The organism is Kocuria sp. CPCC 205260 (genome assembly GCF_040981045.1).
GTDB lineage: Bacteria > Actinomycetota > Actinomycetes > Actinomycetales > Micrococcaceae > Kocuria > Kocuria palustris.
Genome location: NZ_JAVKPT010000006.1, coordinates 121490 through 142101 on the forward strand (window position 1 = coordinate 121490; position 20612 = coordinate 142101).

11 protein-coding genes are annotated in these 20612 nt (G+C 72.9%); 5 read left to right on the plus strand and 6 right to left on the minus strand.

All coding sequences use genetic code 11. The features are described 5' to 3' along the window. Positions 1-430: 430 nt before the first annotated feature. Together mfd and RF645_RS10505 are read right to left on the minus strand one after the other, a co-directional pair. Positions 431-4174 (minus strand): transcription-repair coupling factor, encoded by a 3744-nt coding sequence (gene mfd / locus RF645_RS10500; RefSeq protein ID WP_368819061.1) that lies wholly within the window; start codon positions 4172-4174, stop codon positions 431-433. A 171-nt stretch (positions 4175-4345) separates the two neighbouring features. Then, positions 4346-6310 (minus strand): hypothetical protein, encoded by a 1965-nt coding sequence (locus RF645_RS10505; protein WP_368819062.1) that lies wholly within the window; start codon positions 6308-6310, stop codon positions 4346-4348. A gap of 495 nt (positions 6311-6805) precedes the next feature. On the opposite strand from RF645_RS10505, the gene RF645_RS10510 reads away from it, so the two are divergent. Next, positions 6806-8881, plus strand: a complete 2076-nt coding sequence (locus RF645_RS10510; protein WP_368819063.1) for a WecB/TagA/CpsF family glycosyltransferase — start codon at positions 6806-6808, stop codon at positions 8879-8881. Between the two features lie 58 nt (positions 8882-8939). Here RF645_RS10510 and RF645_RS10515 read toward each other — a convergent pair whose 3' ends face one another. Continuing rightward, complete coding sequence (locus tag RF645_RS10515) at positions 8940-9950, minus strand: glycosyltransferase family 2 protein (RefSeq protein ID WP_368819064.1); 1011 nt, start codon at positions 9948-9950, stop codon at positions 8940-8942. A gap of 538 nt (positions 9951-10488) precedes the next feature. Here RF645_RS10515 and RF645_RS10520 point away from each other — a divergent pair. The 4 genes from RF645_RS10520 to RF645_RS10535 all read left to right on the plus strand — a co-directional run bounded on the left by RF645_RS10520 (position 10489) and on the right by RF645_RS10535 (position 15001). After that, positions 10489-11091 carry a YveK family protein gene (locus tag RF645_RS10520; RefSeq protein ID WP_024290033.1) on the plus strand — a complete coding sequence of 201 codons (603 nt, stop codon included), beginning with the start codon at positions 10489-10491 and terminating at the stop codon, positions 11089-11091. Beyond that, complete coding sequence (locus RF645_RS10525; RefSeq protein WP_368819065.1) at positions 11088-12290, plus strand: glycosyltransferase; 1203 nt, start codon at positions 11088-11090, stop codon at positions 12288-12290. The genes RF645_RS10520 and RF645_RS10525 overlap by 4 nt, the downstream gene beginning before the upstream one ends. A 63-nt stretch (positions 12291-12353) precedes the next feature. Further along, the gene (locus RF645_RS10530) at positions 12354-13817 is read left to right on the plus strand and encodes a hypothetical protein (protein WP_368819066.1); all 1464 of its coding nucleotides are present in this window, start codon (positions 12354-12356) and stop codon (positions 13815-13817) included. A gap of 101 nt (positions 13818-13918) precedes the next feature. Continuing rightward, a complete protein-coding gene (locus RF645_RS10535) occupies positions 13919-15001 on the plus strand; it encodes a glycosyltransferase (protein WP_368819067.1) in 1083 nt (360 codons plus the stop codon). On the opposite strand, the gene RF645_RS10540 is transcribed toward RF645_RS10535, so the two are convergent. From RF645_RS10540 to RF645_RS10550, 3 genes are all read right to left on the minus strand, one after another. After that, the gene (locus RF645_RS10540; protein ID WP_285728640.1) at positions 14974-16677 is read right to left on the minus strand and encodes a lipopolysaccharide biosynthesis protein; all 1704 of its coding nucleotides are present in this window, start codon (positions 16675-16677) and stop codon (positions 14974-14976) included. The genes RF645_RS10535 and RF645_RS10540 overlap by 28 nt on opposite strands. A 109-nt stretch (positions 16678-16786) precedes the next feature. Further along, positions 16787-18727 carry a hypothetical protein gene (locus RF645_RS10545; RefSeq protein ID WP_144421656.1) on the minus strand — a complete coding sequence of 647 codons (1941 nt, stop codon included), beginning with the start codon at positions 18725-18727 and terminating at the stop codon, positions 16787-16789. Then, a complete protein-coding gene (locus RF645_RS10550) occupies positions 18724-20577 on the minus strand; it encodes a hypothetical protein (RefSeq protein WP_368819068.1) in 1854 nt (617 codons plus the stop codon). Before RF645_RS10550 ends, RF645_RS10545 begins: the two co-directional genes overlap by 4 nt. Between the last annotated feature and the right edge of the window lie 35 nt (positions 20578-20612).

Consider the following 20612-nt stretch of genomic DNA (forward strand, 5'->3'; position numbering starts at 1 on the left):
TCGAGACCCTCTTCAACGATCCGTACCGCGACCTCTCCCTGGGCGGACCCGAGTTCTGGGAGCACCCCCAGGTCACCCTGCACACCGACATGAGGGCCTCGGATCTGGACGTCAAGGGGCCGAAGGGCCTGCGCGACGCGCGCGCGGATCGTCAGCCGCGCCGAGCTGCCCGAGGATCAGGTGCTCCAGCTGCGGGTCTGCCGCTTCAGCGGGAGGTGCTGGTGCCCCCAAGGTCACAAGCACCTTCCGCACAGGACAGCGGCAGGATGGTGAACCCGCATCTGCTCGACCTTCATCAGAATAGGCGGAGATGTCCTCGATCAGGCAGCGATCCGTGCAGAAAAGCGGACATGTCCCCTAAAATAGCCGAAGTAGATGAGCTTCCGCACAGCGGAGGACATCGGCGCCCTGACGTGGGACGACGTCGGGATCACTGCGAACCGCTCTGCGCCTGCGCTGCGCTCGACGATGCCTGCGGCTCCTGCGCCTCGAAGATCGACACGAGCACCTGGCGAGCCCAGTCGATCACGGCGGCATCGGTGAGGTCCTTGCCTCCGACGCGCGCCGTCTTGGGCTTGGGGATCAGGACCTGACGGGCACCGGAGGCGTCGGCCCCCGGAACCGGCACGATCTTGGATCCGGGGTGCATGCGCTGCAGGCGCATCTGCTTGGACTCGGGCAGATCGGCCGGGGCGAAGCGGATGCTCGGCCCCTGCACAGCGATGTCCGACAGGCCCACCGAGCGGGCCATCACACGCAGGCGGGCGACCTCGAGCAGCAGCCGAGCCGGCTCCGGAAGCTCGCCGAAGCGGTCCTGCAGCTCGGCCTCGACCTCGCGGATGCCGTCCACGTCGGAGGCCTGGGCCAGGGTGCGGTAGGCATCCAGGCGCAGGCGCTCCCCCGGGACGTAGTCGTGCGGCAGGTGCGCGTTGACCGGCAGCTCGATCTTCATCTCCGTGGGCGCGGTGTCCTCGTCGCCGCGGAACTCGGAGACGGCCTCGCCGACCAGGCGCAGGTACATGTCGAAGCCCACGCCCTGGATGTGACCGGACTGCTCGCCGCCCAGCAGGTTGCCGGCACCGCGGATCTCGAGGTCCTTCTGCGCCAGCTGCAGGCCGGCGCCGAGCTCGTTGTGCGCGGCCACGGCCTTGAGCCGCTCCAGGGCGGTCTCGGTCAGCGGCTTCTCGACGTCGTAGAGGAAGTAGGCGTAGGCCCGCTCGCGGCCGCGGCCCACGCGCCCGCGCAGCTGGTGCAGCTGCGAGAGCCCGTACTTGTCCGCGCCGTCGACGATCAGGGTGTTGGCGTTGGCGATGTCCAGGCCGGTCTCCACGATCGTGGTCGAGACCAGGACGTCGAAGCGCTTCTCGTAGAAGTCCAGGATGATCTGCTCGAGCTCGGTCTCCGACATCTGCCCGTGCGCCACCGCCACGCGGGCCTCCGGGACCAGCTGGGCGATCTCCGAGGCGCGGCGGGTGATCGACGAGACCCGGTTGTGCACGAAGAAGACCTGGCCCTCGCGCATGAGCTCGCGGCGGATCGCGGCGGTGACCTGCCGGTCCGTGTAGGCGCCCACGTACGTCAGCACGGGGTGGCGCTCCTCTGGGGGCGTGGCCAGCGTGGAGGTCTCGCGGATGCCGGTCAGCGACATCTCGAGCGTGCGCGGGATGGGGGTCGCGGACATGGACAGCACATCGACGTCCGTGCGCATGGCCTTGAGCTTCTCCTTGTGCTCCACGCCGAAGCGCTGCTCCTCGTCCACGATGATCAGGCCGAGGTCCTTGAACTGGACCTCCTTGCTCAGCAGGCGGTGGGTGCCCACCACGAGATCCACGGAGCCGTCGCGCAGACCGGCCAGGATCTCCTTGGACTCCTTGGCGGTCTGGAAGCGGGACAGGCCCGCCACGCGCACGGGGAAGCCCGAGTAGCGCTGGGAGAACGTCTCGACGTGCTGCTGGCCCAGCAGCGTGGTCGGCACGAGCACCGCGACCTGCTTGCCGTCCTGGATGGCCTTGAAGGCCGCACGCACCGCGACCTCGGTCTTGCCGTAGCCGACGTCGCCGGAGATCAGGCGGTCCATGGGGACCTCTTTCTCCATGTCGGCCTTGACCTCGTCGATCGTGGTGAGCTGATCGGGGGTCTCGATGTAGGGGAAGGCCTCCTCGAGCTCGCGCTGCCACGGGGTGTCCGGGCCGAAGGCGTGGCCCCGCGTGGCCATGCGCGCCGAGTACAGGCGGATCAGCTCGGCGGCGATGTCCTTGACCGCCCGCTTGGCCGCGCGCTTCTTGGCATTCCAGTCCGAGCCGCCCATCTTGGACAGCACCGGAGCCTCCCCGCCCTGATAGGTCGAGATCTGGTCCAGCTGGTCCGTGGGCACGAACAGCCGGTCCTTGGGCCCATTGCGCTTGGACGGGGCGTACTCGAGCACCAGGTACTCGCGCTGCGGCTTGGGCTGCCCGGGCTTGGTCACCGCACCGGCGATCGGTCGGGCGATCAGCTCGATGAACTGACCCACGCCGTGCTGCTCGTGGACCACGTAGTCGCCGGGCTGCAGCGCCAGCGGATCCACCGCGTTGCGCCGGCGCCGCTGCGGCAGCGCCGTCTTGGTCTTGGCCGCGTAGGACGACGAGCGCCCCAGGACGTCGGCCTCGCTGAGCAGCGCCACGCGCTGGTCGTCGAGCACGAAGCCCGTGGACACCCCGGCTGTGGTCAGCTCGACGACGCCGGCGGTGGGCTCGACCTCCAGGGACTCGTGGCGAGCGGCGGGGATCTCCGCGCTGCCCATCAGCTCCGCCAGGCGCTGCAGCGGACCCGGCCCCTCGGTCACGGCCACCACGCGCCAGCCCTCGCGCACGAGCGAGCCCAGGTGCTCCAGCAGCGCCTCCACATCGCCGCCGAAGCGCCGCGGCGCCCGCCCCGAGACGGTCAGGGTGTCGGCGTCGGTGTCCATCAGCCGCACGAGCGCCTCGTCGGTGTCGGCGTCGACCTCCGAGAGCTGCGCACCCACGGTCAGTGCGGTCGTGGACCACCAGCCCAGGCCGGTCTCCAGAGCGGTCTCCCGGGACTGGGCCAGCGTGTGGAAGGACCCGGAGGCCAGAGTGCGCCCGTCGTCCTCCAGGGACTGGGCCTGGGCCACGTCCAGCGGCGCCTGGTCGGTGTCCGCGGCGGACTCCCAGGCCGCGGCCAGGAACTCCTCGTTCGTGGCCACCAGGTCCTCGGCGCGGGCACGGACCTTCTCCGGCTCCTGCACCACCACGATCGACCCGCCCGGCAGCAGCGAGAGCACGGGCATCATGCGATCGGCCAGCAGCGGGGCCAGCGACTCCATGCCCTCCGAGTAGATGCCGCCGGCGATGCGCTCCAGGATGGCCTCCGCACCGGGCAGGCGGTCCTTCAGCCGGGCGGCGCGCGACTGCACCGCAGGGGTGATCAGCAGCTCGCGGCACGGCGGAGCCACGATGCGCTGCGGGTGCTCGCCGCTGCGCAGGGTGCGCTGATCGGCCACCGCGAACCAGCGCAGCTCCTCGATCTCATCGCCGAAGAACTCGACGCGCACCGGATGATCGGCGGTGGGCGGGAAGACGTCGAGGATCCCTCCGCGCACGGCGAACTCGCCGCGGCGGGAGACCATGTCCGTGCGGGAGTAGGCGGCAGCGGCGAGGGCCCGGACGGTGTCGTCGAAGGACTGCTCGGCCCCGCGCTCGAGGATCACCGGCTGCAGGTCCCCCATGCCCTCCACGACCGGCTGCAGCACCGCGCGCACCGGAGCCACGACGACATCCAGCGCCCCCTGCTCCGGGTGAGCCAGCCGGCGCATGACGTCCAGGCGCTGGCCCACGGTGTCCGAGCGCGGCGAGAGCCGCTCGTGCGGCAGCGTCTCCCAGGCCGGAAGCGAGGCGACCTGAGCCTGCGGGGCCCAGGCCGGCAGCTGCTGCTCGAGCTCCTCGGCCTCCCGGCCCGTGGCGGTGACCACGAGCAGCACCGGCTGCTGCCCGTCGGAGGCCGGGGCGCTGCGCAGACCCGCCAGCAGCTGGCTGATCAGCACCGGGCGCATGCCATCGGCCACGCTGATCACGGTCTCGGCGGAGCGCTCCGCAGGGCGCACGCCCGCCTGGGCGCGGACTGTGGCCAGCGAGGGCTCCTGGGCGAGGATGTCGGCGAGGCCGGTGAGGGACATGTGCTGCGGGACTCCTGGTGGGCACGGCTGGATCGAGAAGGGCGCGGTCTGGGGCGACACGACGAATGGCCCTGCACTCGGATCGAGGGGCGGCTCGAGGTGCGTGCGGGACTGAGGCCTCCAGGCTACTCGTCGGCTCGGACGCCGCAGCGTCGGGCTGAGACGCAGGCCTCAGCCGCCGGCCGAGGCGCGGTCCTGCACCGAGGCCGTCCCGGCGCTCGGGTGCGCCAAGCCCAGGCTGCTTCGCAGCGCGGCCACGGCGCGCCGCCTGCTCGACTCGGCCAGCAGCGCGTGATCCGCATCGCCCAGGGACATCGCACGGAAGTGCACGCCGCGGCGCTGCAGGGCGCGCACCTCCCGCTGACCTCCGGCCATCTCGAAGCTCTCGCGGTCGCCGTCGCCCAGATGCAGGTCCACCGGGGGCAGCCCCGACGGATCCCGCAGCATCTGCCCCAGCATCTGGACCTGGCCGGTGCGCGCTGCGATCCGCAGCTGCCACAGCGGCATGGTGCTGAGCACCACCCGCCGCGCGGTCTTCAGCCGCTGCTTGAGACGAGCGCGCCATGCGTGCGGGTCCCGTCCGAGGCGCTCGCGTCCGCCCAGCAGCCGCTGCACGGCGCCGTCGCGGTAGAAGCGCCAGTAGTAATCGCCATCGGGGGTCCAGGCGACGCTGTTGAGCAGGATCGCCAGGTCGAGCTGCCGGGCGGTCTTCAGCGCCATCCACGCCCCGGAGCACAGTCCCGCGGCGGCCACGGGTCCGTCCACGCGCGCCCTGAGCCAGCGCACGGCCTCCATGGTGTCCTCCACCGCCTCCTCGGTGTACGGCATCGGCTCGCCCAGGGCTGCCGGGTCCCCGGCCTCGCCGATCCCGCGGCGCTCGGCGCGCAGCACGACCAGCCCCTGCCCGGCCAGCTCCCGGGCGGTGCGCGCCCACAGACCGGTGGGCCCGTCCATGGGCTCGGCATCGGCGGCGATCAGCAGCAGCCCCGCTGCCTGCCCCGACGACGGCCCTCCATCCCGGCCCCACGCTGCACCGGACGACGGCCGTGAGGCCTGAGCCTCGGGAGCCTGCCCCGGCACAGGCCGCGTCAGCACGCCGGGCAGGCGATGGGGTCCGATCGTCACGAACTCGCTGCGCACGGCGAGCAGGCCGTCCCGGAGCGGGCTGTCCCAGTGCCTGGGCCAGGCCAGCTCCGGAACGGGAGCCGTCGCCGTCTGCGCATGATGACCCTCACTACCCGAGGCGTCCGCGGAGGATCGCTGCGCCGTGCGCTCCTCCGAGCTCGGCACCGCCAGGGAGATGACCCGGTCCAGCACCTCGAGAGGGACCCGAGCATCCCGGGAGGCCACGGCGTACATGCGCTCGGCCCCGGCCCTGTCCTGCGCCGTGGCGCGCACGATGCTGACGTCGCCTCGGCCGTGGAGCGCCTGGTCGGAGGGCAGCCGCAGCGCGGCCAGGGAGGCGGCCTGCTCTGCGCTCAGGCTCAGCCCCGGCAGTTCGATCCCCTCCGCCGACGGAAGGCCCGCGGACATCCGTCGCAGCGCCCGGTGCTCGCGCACGAAGCGCCGGCCGTCGACCGGCTCCCACAGGACGGTGCGCTCGGCGGCCTCAGGATGCTGCAGCGCCCCGGCCGCCACCGCGGCGCCCAGGCGCAGTCCGATGACCGAGACCGCCGCCCCCGGCGCTGCCTCGCGCGCCGCTGCGATCAGCCGCAGCAGATCCTCGTGCCAAGCGCCAGCCGGATCTGCGGGCAGCCGACCCGTTGATTCACCGACCCCACTCCACGACGGCCTCAGCACGACTGCTCCCGCCCTCGCCGCCGCTCGGATCGCCAGGACCCGCAGGGTCCGGTAGGAGATGACCTGCTCGCGGCCCACGGGCGGAGCCAGGACGATCGCTGCGCGCACCGGCCCCTCGCTGGGACGGTGCACGTGGACTTCCAGGGCCTCGCCGTCCGCGCTGCCGGGGAGCCAGCGCGCGGTCCCCAGCTCGGGATCCCACAGGGCATCGCAGTGCGAGGACCTGTTCGACGCGGCGCCTCGGTCGGGCTGCCTGTCGGGCCCGTCCCGCTGGCTGCCGTGCGCGACGGCCCAGGGCGCTGCGCCGCCGTCCCTCGATCGCGATGTCTCGGTCATCGCCGCTCCCCCTGTCGCCGTGGCTGCTGTTTCCGCGGCTGCGCGCAGCCGGCTCGCTCCTCCGGCCGTCGCCGCGCAGCACCCGATCCGGGGATCCTTCCGGCGCTGAGCGCGTCCCCACGCGCTCCCCGGCCCCGGCCGGTCTCGCTCCCAGCGTAGGGGGCTGATGCGAGCCATGCCGAGGCGCGGACGTCATATGCCGACCCGTTCACGAGGCCGCGGTGGAGCGCTGCCGCCGCCGATCGGCGCCATAGCGGGCGCGCGGCGGCTTCACCCCATGTCAGGCGGTCCGGGGGCCGGTCGGGCTGTTGGTACATTGACCGCAGGAGCGAGCCGTGGGCAACAGACCGGAGGCTCCTGCACGGGGGATCAGAACGGGCTGCTCAGCTGCCGGCATGGGGATGCCGACAGCGGACCGGAGCCCGCAGCGGGGATGCGCTCTGCATCCTGGCAGCGGTTCGGCGCAGCCCCTCATCAGAAGGGCTTGAGGCGCACATGACCTCTGCACACGGCCACGACGTCGGCAATGGCGCTGCGCTCGTCCTGGACGCAGCCGCCGCACAGGACGGACGGGACCTCAGGACCGAGGAGGACTTCGCGCCCGGGGCACCGAGCAGACGCGGGTCCGCGGTCGACTGGCTGATCATCCACCAGTTCGACGCCGCCCGCGCCTCCCCCGGCGGCATCGACACCGTGATCCGCGGGATCCTGCGGCATCTCGACCCCTCCGTGTCGGTGGCGGTCGTGGGCGTGGACACCACTCCGGGCGGCGATCCGCACCGCGTCGGCCGGTGGGAGACGCACGTGCTCGGGCAGCGCACCTTCCGCTTCCTTCCGGTCGTGAGCCTGGATCCGGCCGATCAGTCGCGGCGCATCCCCCACACGGCCCGGCTCGTGGCGGGCGTGGTGCGCCATCGGAAGTCGCTGCCTCCGGCTCGCCGCCTGCAGTGCCACCGCATGGACACCGCGCTGACGCTCGGCTCGCTGCTGCGGATCCCCTTGGCCTATGTGATCCACACCCAGGTGGCCGGTTCGACCGGCAGGTCCTCCGACTCCTTCTGGCGCTTCGCCGGCCAGATCCACCCGCGGCTGGAGAACGCCGTGATCCGCCGCGCCGTCGACGTCCGCGTCTTCAGCCCCGCCCGTCTGGAGGCGGTGCAGCGGGTCAACCCGATCGCCCGTGCGGCCACCACCTGGTGGGAGCCGGAGCTGCTCGAGCGCGCCGCCGCGGAGGCCCCCGTCCGCGATCCGCACCGGATCGTGTGGATCGGACGCGTCGAGAAGCTCAAGGCCCCGGACTTCGCCGTCGAGGCCTTCGCCGAGCTGGTCCGCGAGGATCCCGAGACGCCGTGGTCCCTGCACTTCTACGGACCGGGCACCGAGCTCGAGGCCCTCACCCGGCAGGTCGAGGCGCTGCCCCGGGAGATCGGACGGCGGATCACGATCCATGGACCCGTGGCTCCGCAGGAGATCGCCCGCGTCCAGGCCTCGTCCGGGGTGTTCCTGATGACCACCTTCGCCGGGTACGAGGGCTTCCCCACGGTGATCGTCGAATCGCTGGCGGCCGGCATGCCGGTCGTGTCCACCGAGGGCGCGGATCCCGCTGGGCTGGTGCAGGACGGGCGCACCGGATTCACCTCCCCCCGCGATCCCCGCGAGTTCGCCGAGCGGATCCGGCGCAGCGTCGGACTGGACCGCGCCGAGCTGCGCAGCGCGGTCGCGCACCTGTCGGCTCCGGCCGCCGTCGGGCGGCTCATGCAGGCAGCGGAGGCCCGAGACAGGGCCTTCTCGCCTCGCTTCGAGGCGCTGGACGGCCGCCTCCTGCTGGATGGCATGGAGTTCATGATCGGCTCGGACGCCCAGGTCGACGACGAGCTGGACCGCCTGGCGCACACAGGCCGCCCCGAGCTGGTCGTGACGGCCAACGTCGATCACGTCCTGTCGCTGCGCACGTCCTCGGCGCTGCTGGCCGCCTATCGCGGGGCCTCGCTGCGCCTGGTCGACGGCATGCCCCTCGTGGGCCTGGCGCGGGTGCTGGGCCTGGCGCAGGCCGAGCGCCACACCGGGGCGGACCTGCTGCCGCACACCGCTGCCGTGGGCGCCGAGCGCGGCTGGCGCATCGTGGTCACCGGCGGTGCCGACGACGTCGCCGCCGAGGCCGTGGCCCGGCTGAAGGCAGCGCATCCGGGGGCCGATCTGCACCACGTCCCGTTCCCGTGCATGCCGAGGGTCGATGACCCCCTCTCCCAGGAGGTCATCGACCGGCTGGCGCAGCTGGATCCGTCCCTGGTCTACCTCTGCCTGGGCTCGCCCAAGCAGGAGGCCTGGTTCGAGCACTGGCGCCGAGAGCTGCCCGCGGCCGTCTACGTGGGCGCCGGGGCGGCCGTGGACTTCGCGGCGGGAGCCCGTCGGCGCGCCCCGCGCGCGCTGCAGATGATCGGCGGCGAGTGGACCTGGCGGCTGGTGCAGGAGCCGCGGCGCATGGCCGGGCGCTACCTGGGGCGCGGTCCGCGCTTCCTGGGCGTCATCGCCCGCTCCGTGCTCAGGGACCGGCTGCGCGTGGGCCGCTGACGCGACCGTGCCCGGCGCCTCCCGACAGGACGGGAGGCGCCGCAGCTCGCGGGAAGGCTCAGCGCCCCATCACCGGGTCGTAGTCGACCATCTCGTCCGTGGTCTCCTGGCGCCGCTTGAGCAGTCGCATGCCGCCGGGCACCCTCGCGATGCGCGCCTTGACCCCCACCCGCTTCTGCGCCGGCATCAGCTCGGCGGCCAGCAGCAGCTTCTGCTTGGCCTCCTCGATCCGTCCGGCACGCAGGGCCTCATTGGACTGCCGGATGATCCGCTGCGGGGACCCGACGGACAGTCGGTGCTCCACGAACGCGATCTCCTCCGGCGTCATCTCCTCCCGGAACCCCTCGAGCAGCAGCTGCAGGGCCCGGTCCTCCCCGCGGCCCATGTCCTCGACGTCGGAGCTCATGGATCCCGGCGACCACCACAGCAGCAGCAGGACCTCCTCGAGGCGGTGGAACCGCCAGCCGGAGAAGACCGCCCGCAGCCACAGCTCCCAGTCCTCGACATAGCTCTGGGTCTCGTCGAAGAGCCCGACCTCGTCGAAGAACTCCCGTGGGAACAGGCTGGCCAGGCTGCCGATGTTGTACTGCAGCATCACCTCCCGCTGGCGCTTGGGCTCGGGCACGGGCTCCCGGTGCAGGGGCCGCGTCGTGTCGAGCGGTCCGCGCGTGATCTCGGCGCCCTGCAGGGAGACCAGCACCCTGCCTCCTCCCAGCCGCTCGCGCTCGGCCACCATCCGGGAGATCGCCGCAGGCATGAAGGCGTCGTCGGCATCCAGGAACGTGACGAACTCGCCGCTGGCCATGCGCAGCGCGCGGTTGCGGGCGCCGGCCACGCCGGTGTTCTCCTGGCTCTGCACGATGACGCGCCGGCCGGGCAGCGCCATGCGCTCGTACACCCGGGCGAGCTCGGCGGTGGCGTCCTGGGAGCCGTCGTCGATCACGATGATCTCGAGGTTCTGCCAGGTCTGGCGCATCAGCGAGGTCAGCGCCTCGCCGATGAAGCGCTGAGCGTTGTAGGCGCCCATGATCACCGTCACGAGGGGGACGCCGCCGCCCTCTTCGGGCACGGCGGCGAGATGTCTGCCTCGGTGGTCGTTCGTGGTCACAGGAGTCTCCCGTCATCGATGCTGCTCCGGCGCCGCCTGCCGGATCGTGCGGCAGCGCCTGCGGCCGCCCATGGCCGCGCTCGGGTCGCGGCACCTTCCCCGCGGCGCTCGCACGGCCCGCCACGAGCCTGGCACCGCCGGCCCGGAATCGGAACTCCGGCAAGTTTCGCTTCATGAGTTCCCGAAGCGATGTCCCCACATGCGCGGGGCGCCGTTGGGGCGAACGAGTGCTCGGAGTCGAGGTCGGCGCCCCGTGTGTCCGCACAACTGTGCCGGGCCCGGGCCTGCGAGCCGGTCCGATGAGGCTCGGGCCCGCAGACCAGGCGGTATCGTCTGAGCCCGATGCGCCGGGGACGCTTCTGGGCTCCCTTCCGCCTGGCAGCCGACCGTGGTCTCGGATCCGGCTGGCGGCGGCGCGACGGCGGGCCCGTCGCGGGGCGCAGGATCCATGCATCGCCCGGGGTGGGGACCCCGGCGCAGCTTCGAGGGGAGAACCGTCGTGACCCTGGCACGCTATCTGAAGGCGCTGCGGCGCTGGTGGCCGATCGTGGTGCTGTGCGCACTCGTCGGGCTCGGACTGGGCTACGGCTCGGCCCTGCTCATGCCCAAGTCGTACGAGGCGCAGACCACGATCTTCGTGAACGTCTCCGAGTCAGCCACGGTCCAGGACCTGCAGATGGGCGAGCAGTTCGCCCAGTCCCGCGCCGCCTCCTACGCCGCGATCGGCACCTCCTCCGAGGTCCTCCGCCCGGTCTCGGACGAGGTCGGCGACGAGGTCGAGGACGCCGTGACCGTCACCAACGCGCCGAACACGGCCACGCTCAGCGTCACCGCCGAGGACCCGGACCCGCAGCGCGCGGCCGAGATCGCCCAGGGCGTCTCGGAGAGCCTCGTCGAGCGGGCCGCGGACCTCGAGGGCTCGTCGGCCCCGGATGAGTCCCCGGTGCAGCTGTCGATCATGGACGAGGCGGAGGTGCCGCTGGCCCCCGCCTCGCCCTCGCCGTCGATGAACAGCCTCGTGGGCGTCGTGGTCGGCCTGGTGGTCGGGCTGCTGATCGTCCTGGCCCGCGCCGGCTCCCAGGCCGGCAGGCGCGCACCGTGAGCCGGCGCCCCACCACCTCACGGGGCGCCCGCGTGCTCGTCGTGTGCCCCACCGAGTACGGGGGCCAGATCGAGCACGCCGCGGACACCGCCTTGGCCCTTGCCGCGGATCCCCGCACGCAGCGCGTGGTCCTTCTCTCCCGCAAGGGCGCCGACGCCTACCTGGGCCGGCCCCGGGTCGAGGGGCTGCAGATCGTGGAGTCGATCCCCCCGCGGCGCACCGGCTCAGGGATCCTGCGTCGCGGGATCCAGGTCCTGGACCTGGTGCGCGAGCACCTGCAGATCCGCCGCCTGGCCGCCCAGGCCGGCCCCGGAGCCGTCGTGGCGCTGGACTCCTCGAAGTACCCGTTCCCGGCCGTGCTCACCCCCGGCAGGGACCAGGCCTCGGTGCTGTTCCTGCACAACGTCCGCCCGCATCACGACGACGCCCGCGCCTCGCTGCGCCTGCGGCTGCTGCGCCGCCTCGAGCTGGGGGCGGCCACCGGCTGCGATCGCGTGATCGTGCACGGCCGGGACCAGCGCAGCACCGCGCAGCAGAACCTGGGCGAGACCCGCGGCGACCTCGTCGCTGTGCCCCTGCCCACGAGCACCCGGATCGACGAGGCGGCTTCCGCCGAGTCGGTGCCCGTGCCCCTGCACGACGACGGTCCCGCCGCCTCCGCCCGCCTCGAGCTGCCCGAGCAGCCCTACGCGCTGGTGCTGGGCGAGCTGCGCGCCAACAAGGGCGTCGAGCTCGCGATCGACGCCGCCGGGCAGGCGGGCGTGCCGCTGCTCGTGGCCGGTCGCGCCGAGAGCCCCGAGCTCGCCGCGACCCTGCGCGAGCGGGCCGAGCGCGCGGGCACCGTCCGGCTCGAGGACCGCTTCCTGGAGCGCGGCGAGTTCCAGAGGGCGCTGGAGGGCGCGGCCGTCGTCGTGCTGCCCTACACGCACTTCGACGCCCAGTCCGGGATCCTCGCCAAGGCCATCGCCGCCGGGCTGCCCGTCGTGGCCTCCGACCTCACCTCGCTGCGCGAGCAGAACGGCGCGCACTCTCCCGCCCGCTTCGCGGACATCCACGACCGCGACGCGTTCGCCGCAGCGCTGCGCCAGGGCTTCGACGACGCCGTCGCCGCCGGACCGCGCACCGGTGCCGACACCTCGTCCCGCGCGGACTGGCAGCCCACGGTCGAGGCCGTGCTCGGGGCAGTCCCCCGCGGCTGAGCAGGACGCATCCGATCGGGGTCCTCGCATGAGCATCCCCAGGACCAGGAAGGAGCAGGCAGCATGACGGAGATCAGCACGCTGCGCCCGGCTCGGCACACCGCCCTGCCCGATGGCCGCCTCCCCGAGACCGGGACGCGCCTGGACCGCGTGCTGTCCGGGCTGCTCATCGTGCTCTCGGCCTTCCCGTACGCGGGGATCCCGGTGGGCGGCGACACGAACATCCCCGTGTCATCGGTGCTCGCCGGCATCCTGGTGCTGCGCGCCATCCGCTACCTGCCCCTGTTCGCGATCGCCGTGGTGCTGGCGGCGGTGCCGTTCTTCTCGGCCTTCATCCGCCTGTTCCTCACCTCCGATCCGCTGCAGCTGATCCCCACCATCACGTGGGTCGCTGCGACCCTCGCCCTGCCGGGAGCCGCGGCCGCCGTCCTCTTCCTGCGCCGCCGTGCGATCGCCTGGCTGTCCTGGACCCTGATCGGCTCCGCCGGCTACGCCGTGGTGCAGAAGCTCGTGTTCATCGACCGGCTCGACACCATCCCGTTCATGTGGCTCTACACCCTGCCGGGCTACGCCAACATGTCGGACTTCGCCGACACCTTCCTGCTGTACGTCAGGCGCCCCTTCGGGTTCTTCCCGGAGACGTCGTTCATGGTCGGGTCCGTGACGCTGATGGCCATGGTGCTCATCGTGCTGCTGCGCCACTACGGCATGACCCCGTCCTGGCTCGAGTGGTCTGCGGTCGGCCTGGCCGTGTGGGCGGCGGCCATCTCCGGCTCCGGCTCGGCGGTCGTCGTCGTGGCGGTCGTGGCCATGGCCATCATCCTGCCGGTGGCCATCCGCCAGGCCTGGCTGTTCCTGCTGGGCGTCCCGGCCGCCGCGCTCGGCGCCGCCGTGGTGGCCTCCAGCGTGCTCCAGGAGCGCTCGGAGAGCTTCAACTGGTCCTGGGCGGACCGAGGCAGCTCGGTGCAGGCCGTGGTGAAGCGGCTGATGGAGGACCCGATCGCCTTCTGGGGCGGACTGGGCCGCGGCAATGTGAACCAGGAGTTCGTCTCCGGGCGCATGCCCCTGGAGACCTTCCAGCACTACAACCCGATCCCGGACGTGTACTCCGTGCTCGGCCGCATCATCGCCGAGAACGGGATGCTGGTCGGCGGGCTCACGGTGGCCGGCATGGGCCTGCTCATCCTGCGCTCCGGCGGGCGCGTGCCGCCGCTGATCGGCGTGCTGCACGTCCTCACGTGGGTCGTGGTCGCCGGGGCCACCATCAGCTACGACAACGCCTTCTGGCTGTGGGGAGGGGCCGGCGCGGCCCTGGGCCTCGAGCTGACCCGGCGCTGGCCGGAGGAGCCCGTCCCGGGCGGACGGCGCATCCGCTCCACGGCCGAGATCGAGGACGACTTCGATCGTCGTCAGGACCTGCTCGACGCGCCGGCCGGTGCCGTCGCGGCGCATCCCCGCGGCGGCGGCTCGAGCGCTGCCGCTGCGCGCAGCGACGACGGCGCCGGTGCCGCTCCGTGGGACCGCTGACCTGCTGACCCTCTGACCCGCTGAGTCGGCTGCGGGGGCCGCTCGGCCTGCTGCACGTCCGCCCCGGCATCACCCCTTCACCTCACGAGGACAGGACGAGAATGCGCATTCTGCATGTCATCAACGACGCCGAGACCGGCGGCGCCCAGACCCTCGTCGAGGCTCTGGCACGCCACCGGGACCCGAGCGACGAGGCGCACATCCTGGTGCTGCTCGGCCGCGGCGGGCTCAGCGACCGGCTGGAGGAGGCGGCCAGCTCGGTCGAGCACGTGGGCATGTCCCGGAAGGACCTCGTGCCGGCGCGGGCCGCAGCGCATCTGCTGCGCATGGTCCGCAGGCTGGAGATCGACGTGGTGCACTCGCACCTGCAGCAGTCCGACCTGCTCAGCGCGCTGACCCCGCACGGCCGCCCGCGCGTGTCCACGCAGCATTCGAGCCAGGACGGCTCGTCCTCCGCCGTCGCCCGCTTCGCGTGGCAGGCCGCGGCCAAGACGTCCTTCCGCATGGATGCGGTCGTGGCCTGCTCGCCGTCGGCGCGCAGGGTCGCCACCGAGTTCGGCTACACGTTCCCGGCCGAGAAGATGCCGGTGATCGTCAACGGGACCGCGACGGCCCCCGCCCCCTCCCCCGATCCCGGGGGCCAGCGGCTGCTGCATCTGGGTCGCTTCGCCCCGGCGAAGGACCATCGCACCCTGCTCGAGGCCATGGCGCTGGTCCACGAGAGGCTCCCCGGCGCCACGCTGCGCTGCGCCGGCAACGGCGTGGACGAGGACAACGACGAGCTCACCTCCTGGCGCCGGGAGCTCGGGCTGGAGGGGAGCGTCGAGCTGTGCGGCACGATCTCGGACGTGCGCTCCGAGCTGCGGGCGGCCGACGCCCTGGTCTTCTCGAGCTCGACCGAGGCCCTGCCGATGGCAGGGATCGAGGCGCTGAGCGAGGGGCTTCCGGTCGTGACCACGGACGCCGGCGATGCCGGGCTGCTGGCCGTCGACGAGCACCTGCTCTGCCCGCCGCGAGACCCCCGCGCGCTGGCCGAGCGGCTCCTGTGGCTGCTCGAGCGCTCCCCGCAGCAGCGCGCACAGCTGCGCCGCCAGGCGTGGCAGCTGTGCGGCGAGCGCTTCGGGATCGAGCGCACCGTCGCCCGCTACCGGAGCATCTACCGAGATCTGGTCGGGGTCGCCTGATCCGAGCCCTCATCGGGTGAGGGGCCCTCGGCCCGGGACGGATCCTCGTCCCGGGCCGCCTGCTCGGCGGCCTCGGCCACGATCTGCCCGTCGGCGCGCACGGTGCGCATCATGCGCACGGCCATCAGCGCCAGACCGGCCCCGACCACGAGGATCGTGGGCCAGCTCGGCAGCAGCCGCGCGACCAGCACGGCGAACGCGACGTAGGCGAGCGCTCCCGCGAGCATGACGGCCCAGCGCCTGAGGTCCTGGCCCTGGATCCGGTAGGGCAGGTCCCGGTTCGCGCCCATCACCTGCGCGGCGCTGAGCAGCAGCGACGGGGCCACGGTGCCGAGGATGACCCACTCGATGTCCCCGGTGCTGGTCGCCAGCCACACGGCGGGCAGCGTCAGCACCAGGATCGCCAGGTTGATCAGCGAGGCCCGAAGCGCCGACCCGCGAAGGGTCATCACCATGCTCGCCGGCTGGTTGATCGCCTCGGCGATCAGGCCGATCGTCAGCGTGGCCAGGCCCATGGCGGCGAAGGCGAAGTCGTCGCCCATCCACGCCGTCATCAGCTCCGTGGGGATGCTCAACAGCGCCGCGCCCATGAGCATGCCGATGCCCAGGGTGAGCGTCTGGCAGCTCTTGAGCACGTGCGAGGCCTGCTCCCCCTCGGCCACGCGCAGCGGATAGCCGTAGGGCATCGTGATCCAGCTGACGATCAGGCGGCAGCTCTGGTAGACGCGCATGAGGGCGCCGAACGCCGTGGCCGCCGCCAGGCCCAGAGTCGGCCCGACCAGGAACAGCGGCAGCTGGTAGACGCCCAGCAGGGCCAGCGAGCCGATGGACATGACGGAGGACAGCCGCAGCAGCGGGGCCCCGTGATCTGCCCACAGGCGACGATCGAGCACCGGAGCCCGGAAGCGCCGCCACACCGCCCACAGGCACACGAAGGGCGGCAGCATGAGCGAGAAGCACTCGACCACCACGATCCCGATCAGCCCGCTGCCCGTGAGCAGGACGGCCCCGTAGCCCAGGGCCCGCAGGATGATCGACACGACGGCGGCCTTGCGCTCGATGTCCGGGCGGTTAAGGCCCCACAGCACCGAGTTCAGGCCGCGGCCGACCATGGAGACGAACAGCGTGCAGCCGGCCAGCACGGTCATGGGCATCACCGCGTGCTGGTCCTGGTCCGGGACATCGACGGCTGCCAGGTACAGCGGGAAGGCCAGCAGGTACACGATGGTCAGCCCCGCGCCGAGCAGCACGAAGACCAGGATCGCCGCCGTCACGAAGCGCCGTCGCTCGTACGAGGCGCCCGGGCCCTCCGCGATCCCGGTCAGGGTGCGCACGATCCCGGAGCCCAGCCCGAAGTCGGTCATGGTCAGCATCTGGATCGCGCCGATCGCCAGGACCCACAGGCCGTAGGACGGCGCGCCGACGATGGACACGGCCAGCGGGTAGAGCAGCAGCAGCCCGAAGATCGAGGTGAAGCCGGAGAGGTAGTTCCACAGGATGTTCTGCCCGAGACGCTCCGATCCTGTGTCGGCCGAGGTGTCGGCCTCGGGCTCCTGGCCTCCGCGGACCTCGTCTGCAGCCGTCTCGGCGGGCAGCGGCGCGGACGCGCTGCGCTCCCGGCGCCGATGACGGCGCAGGGGCCCGGAGGCGGGGCCTTCGAGGCGGTGCTTGGCCATGCGGACGGTCCTCCTGGACGGGTGCGGACCTCGAGGTCCTCATGAGCGAGGGGAGAAGGGGCCCCTGCGCGAGGTGCGGCTGCTGCGCCACGGCGGAGATCGCACGTGGTCAGGACGTGGTCTCGGCATCCCCCGATGCCGTCGGCGCGGCGCGATCCCCATCGCGGCCGTCCGATACGAGCATGTCCCGGAGCATCGTACGCACCTCCGCCCGCCCGGACGCTGCAAGCAGGGCGTGGTCCAGTGAGGGGACATCGTGCACCCGAACAGTGCGTCCGAGCCGTCGCGCGATGCGTACACCCCAGTCGCCGCGGGCCTCGCGGAACTCGGCCAGGTCCTCTGCGCCCAGGATGAGATCGATCTCACGCGCTCCGCCGGGCAAGACGAGCATGCTCGAGACCGCGTCGCTGATCCCGAGCAGGGCCAGCAGGTGCCGGGCCGGGGCGGGGGCGTGCGTCTCGACGGCGCCGCGCAGTCCGCGCAGCCGACGGCGCAGCACGTCGCGCACGCCCGCGGGCCACGTCGGCCGCTGCTGCGCTCCCCCTGCCTCCCGTGCGAGGGACTCCGTGAAGCCGCGCGGGGCGTTCTCCCAGGTGTCCCTCTCTCCGTAGAGCAGGTCGTAGTAGCCGGTCCCGGGTCGCCAGGCCACGTTGTTGACCGCGATCACCCGCCGCGTCACGGTCCGCTCCGCGCTGCGCAGCGCCAGCCAGGAGCCGACGCACAGCCCGACCGCCGTCACGGGCAGGCCCGTGCGCCGCGTCAGCCAGGCGGCATCCGATCCCACGGCGCGCAGCGTCGCAGGGTCATAGGGCGAGGGGATGGTGTCCAGGCTCGCGTCGGAGAGGATCCCGCAGCCCGGGCGCTCGGCGCGCAGCACGGTCATGCCCTCTCCCGCCAGGTCCCGCGCCGCACTGGTCCACAGGCCCGTGGGACCGTCCGAGGGCTCGGAGGCCGCCGCGATCAGCTGCACGGCCGTCTCGGGCAGACGGCGCCGCCCGCCTCCCGTCGGCCGATCCTCCGCAGCGCTGAGCACTGCCGGTCTGCCGTCGGCCACGCGCACGAAGGTCTCGATCACCCGTTGCGGCGCTCCGGACGAGTCCGGCACCGTCAGCGCGGCGCTCGCCCTGGGTTCCATGTCCACGGCCTGCTGCGCCTCAGTGCTCAGCGGAGGCTCCAGCGGATCCGCAGCCGTCAGGAGCTCGACGATCTCGTGGACGGCCGTCCGCGGGACTCGCGCGAACTCCGAGCCCACGCCCCACAGCATCTCGGCGGCCTCCCGATCGTCCTCCTCGCGGATGCTCCACCGATCCGAGGGCAGCGGGCCGCGCCGAGGGTCAGGCAGGGTCCGCAGGCTCTCGGCCTGCTCGCGGCTCCACAGCATTCCGCTCACCTCGGCGCCCTCGTCCGCCGTCGGCCTGGGCACGCTGACCCGACGCAGAGCCTGGTCGCGACGCAGCTGCTCCCGACCGCCCTGCGGCTCCCACAGCACGACTCGCTCCAGCTCCGGAAGCGGCCGGGCGTCCGGGCCGTCACCGGCTGCGGCGCCCTCTCGTGCCGGCTCGTCAGTCGCAGTGCAGGCGTCCAGCAGCACGGCCGCCCCCAGGCGCAGGCCCACGGCGTGCACCGCAAGCCCCGGCGCCCGCCGCCGCAGCTCGTTCACGGATGCGCGCACATCAGCGCGCCAGGCCGAGCGGACGTCGTCGCCGGGCAGGTCGTGGGAGTCGCCCGAGCCGCGCAGGCCCAGCCGCAGCACCAGGCAGCCCTCTCCCGCCAGCTCCCGGCTCAGCACGGCGATCGCGGCCGTGGACACGACGCGCTCGCGTCCCAGCGGTCCCACGACCAGCACGGCCGCGCGCGCCCTGCCGCTCACGGGGCTCTCCAGGACGCCCGCCGCCGCCGGAGCCTCCAGCACGCGGCCTCGCGCCTCCTCGCCGTGCACCATCCGGTCGTCGCCGACGGGGATCCACGTCTGCTCGATCCTCGTGCTCGCACCACGGCGCTCGGCACCGGCCGAGCTGTCCGGCCTGGCAGATCCCTGCGCCGGGCTCACGAGACCCGCGCCCCTCCCGCGGGTGCTCCGGCATCCGGTGCCGGAAGGGCGCTGCGCAGGGAGGCGACCAGCAGCCGATGGGACTCGCTGGTGAGCAGCGAGTGGTCCATGTGCTCCAGACGCCGCTCGCTGAGGGGCAGCCCGCGCTGGTCGAGCTCGCGCACCGCGCGGTCGGCGCGGGTCTGCTCCCAGCGCTCGATGTCGTCACGGCCGTTGACGACGTGCACTGGCTGACGGGCCGCCATGGGCTCCAGCACGGACTCCGGGCCGATCACGCGGCGGGAGCGGTTCAGGCGCAGCCACAGCGGGTAGGGCATCTCCCACCGCATCCATCGCACGATCTCCGGACGGATCTCGGACTTCAGCCCCCGGAGGTCTCGCTCGCGCAGGCGTCGAGCCGCGATCCTGACCAGCGCCGAGACCGGGGAGGCCTTCGCCGCTGCGCCATCGGCCGGCCCCTCCGACGGGACGTCGCCGGCCGCCGTGTCGGCGACGTCGGGCAGCGCGGAGTCGTCGGCGATGCCCAGGTAGGCGCTGCGGGCCTTCGCGCGCTCCACCGCGGGGAGGTCGGCGTCGTAGACCAGGCGCAGGCCCTCCCACCAGGAGAGGTCCATCTTCCACTCGGCATGCCCGATCAGCGTGGTCGAGTCGGAGAGCACGGGACGGCCGTGCAGCTCGCCCAGGCAGGCTGCCCAGGCCGAGGCGCAGTGCAGCCCCGCGTGGACCTCAGCGCAGCCGTGGTCGCGAAGCCACTGGACCATGTCCTGCAGCCCCACCGCCGAGCGCAGGGTGTAGGAGTTGCTGGCCTGCAGCTCATCCACCGGAGTGGAGTCCGCCACGGTCGGACGGTCGCAGCGCAGCACCACGAAGCCGCCGGCAGCCAGCTCGCGGGCGGCATAGGGCCACTCCCCGCCGCCTGCTCGTCCATCCGGGCCTCCCCCGGAGACGATCAGGCCCGGCCCCCGCCAGCGCAGCGCATCGGCCCTCGGGTCCTCGCCTGCGGCCTCGTCCCGGGACTGCAGGGAGCCCTCGGCCCAGGTCACGATGCCCACCCGCGGCTCGGGGCCGACATCGACCAGGCGCTCGTGGAGTCGGACGCCGTGCTCGTCGTCCCAGCTGATCTCGCGCACCGGGGCCGAGACGAGCCCGCCCTGGACGGGCTGGTGCTCCGGCAGGGCATCCATGACCAGGTCGAGGACGTCGTCGTGCAGATGGGTGTCGAACGGCTCGACGGCGTACATGGCCTTCGCCCGTCGGCGGTCCTTCTCCTTCACGATCGCTGCGTTCTCGGGGCTCGGGGCGGGCAGCCCGCTGAGGCTCTCAGCCTGGGCACGGGTCAGGGTCAGGCTCAGAAGATCAGCCTCGCCGTCGCGCTGCGGCGTGGAGGAGGCCAGCGCCGCGCGCATGCGGGTCCACTGCCGCACGAAGGCGCTGCCGCCCACGGGCTCCCAGGCCACCACGGTGCCGAGCTCCCCGGACATGCTGGCCAGCAGGGCCGCCCCGATCCGGTAGCCGATCGCGTGCACCGGGACCTGCGGCAGGCCGCGGGACTCGCGGACGTGGGAGATCACGGTGCGGACGTCGTCCTGCCAGCGTCCGACGAGATCGGGGTCCCCGTAGAGCGGCTGCGAATCCGAGGTGCCGCGCCAGAAGAAGCGGACGGCCGTGTAGCCGCGCCGCGCCAGCAGCACGGCCAGCCGCCGTACCGCCAGCAGGGACAGCACCTGCTCGCGTCCGGCAGGCTGGCCGAGCACCACGATGCCGCGGCTCGTCCCGTCCTCGGGGGCGTGGATCCATGCCAGCACGGCCTCTCGGCCGGTTCCCGCCCATGTGGGCTGTCCTTCGAGCATCTCTCCCCCAAACGATTCGACCGGGCCCGGCCACG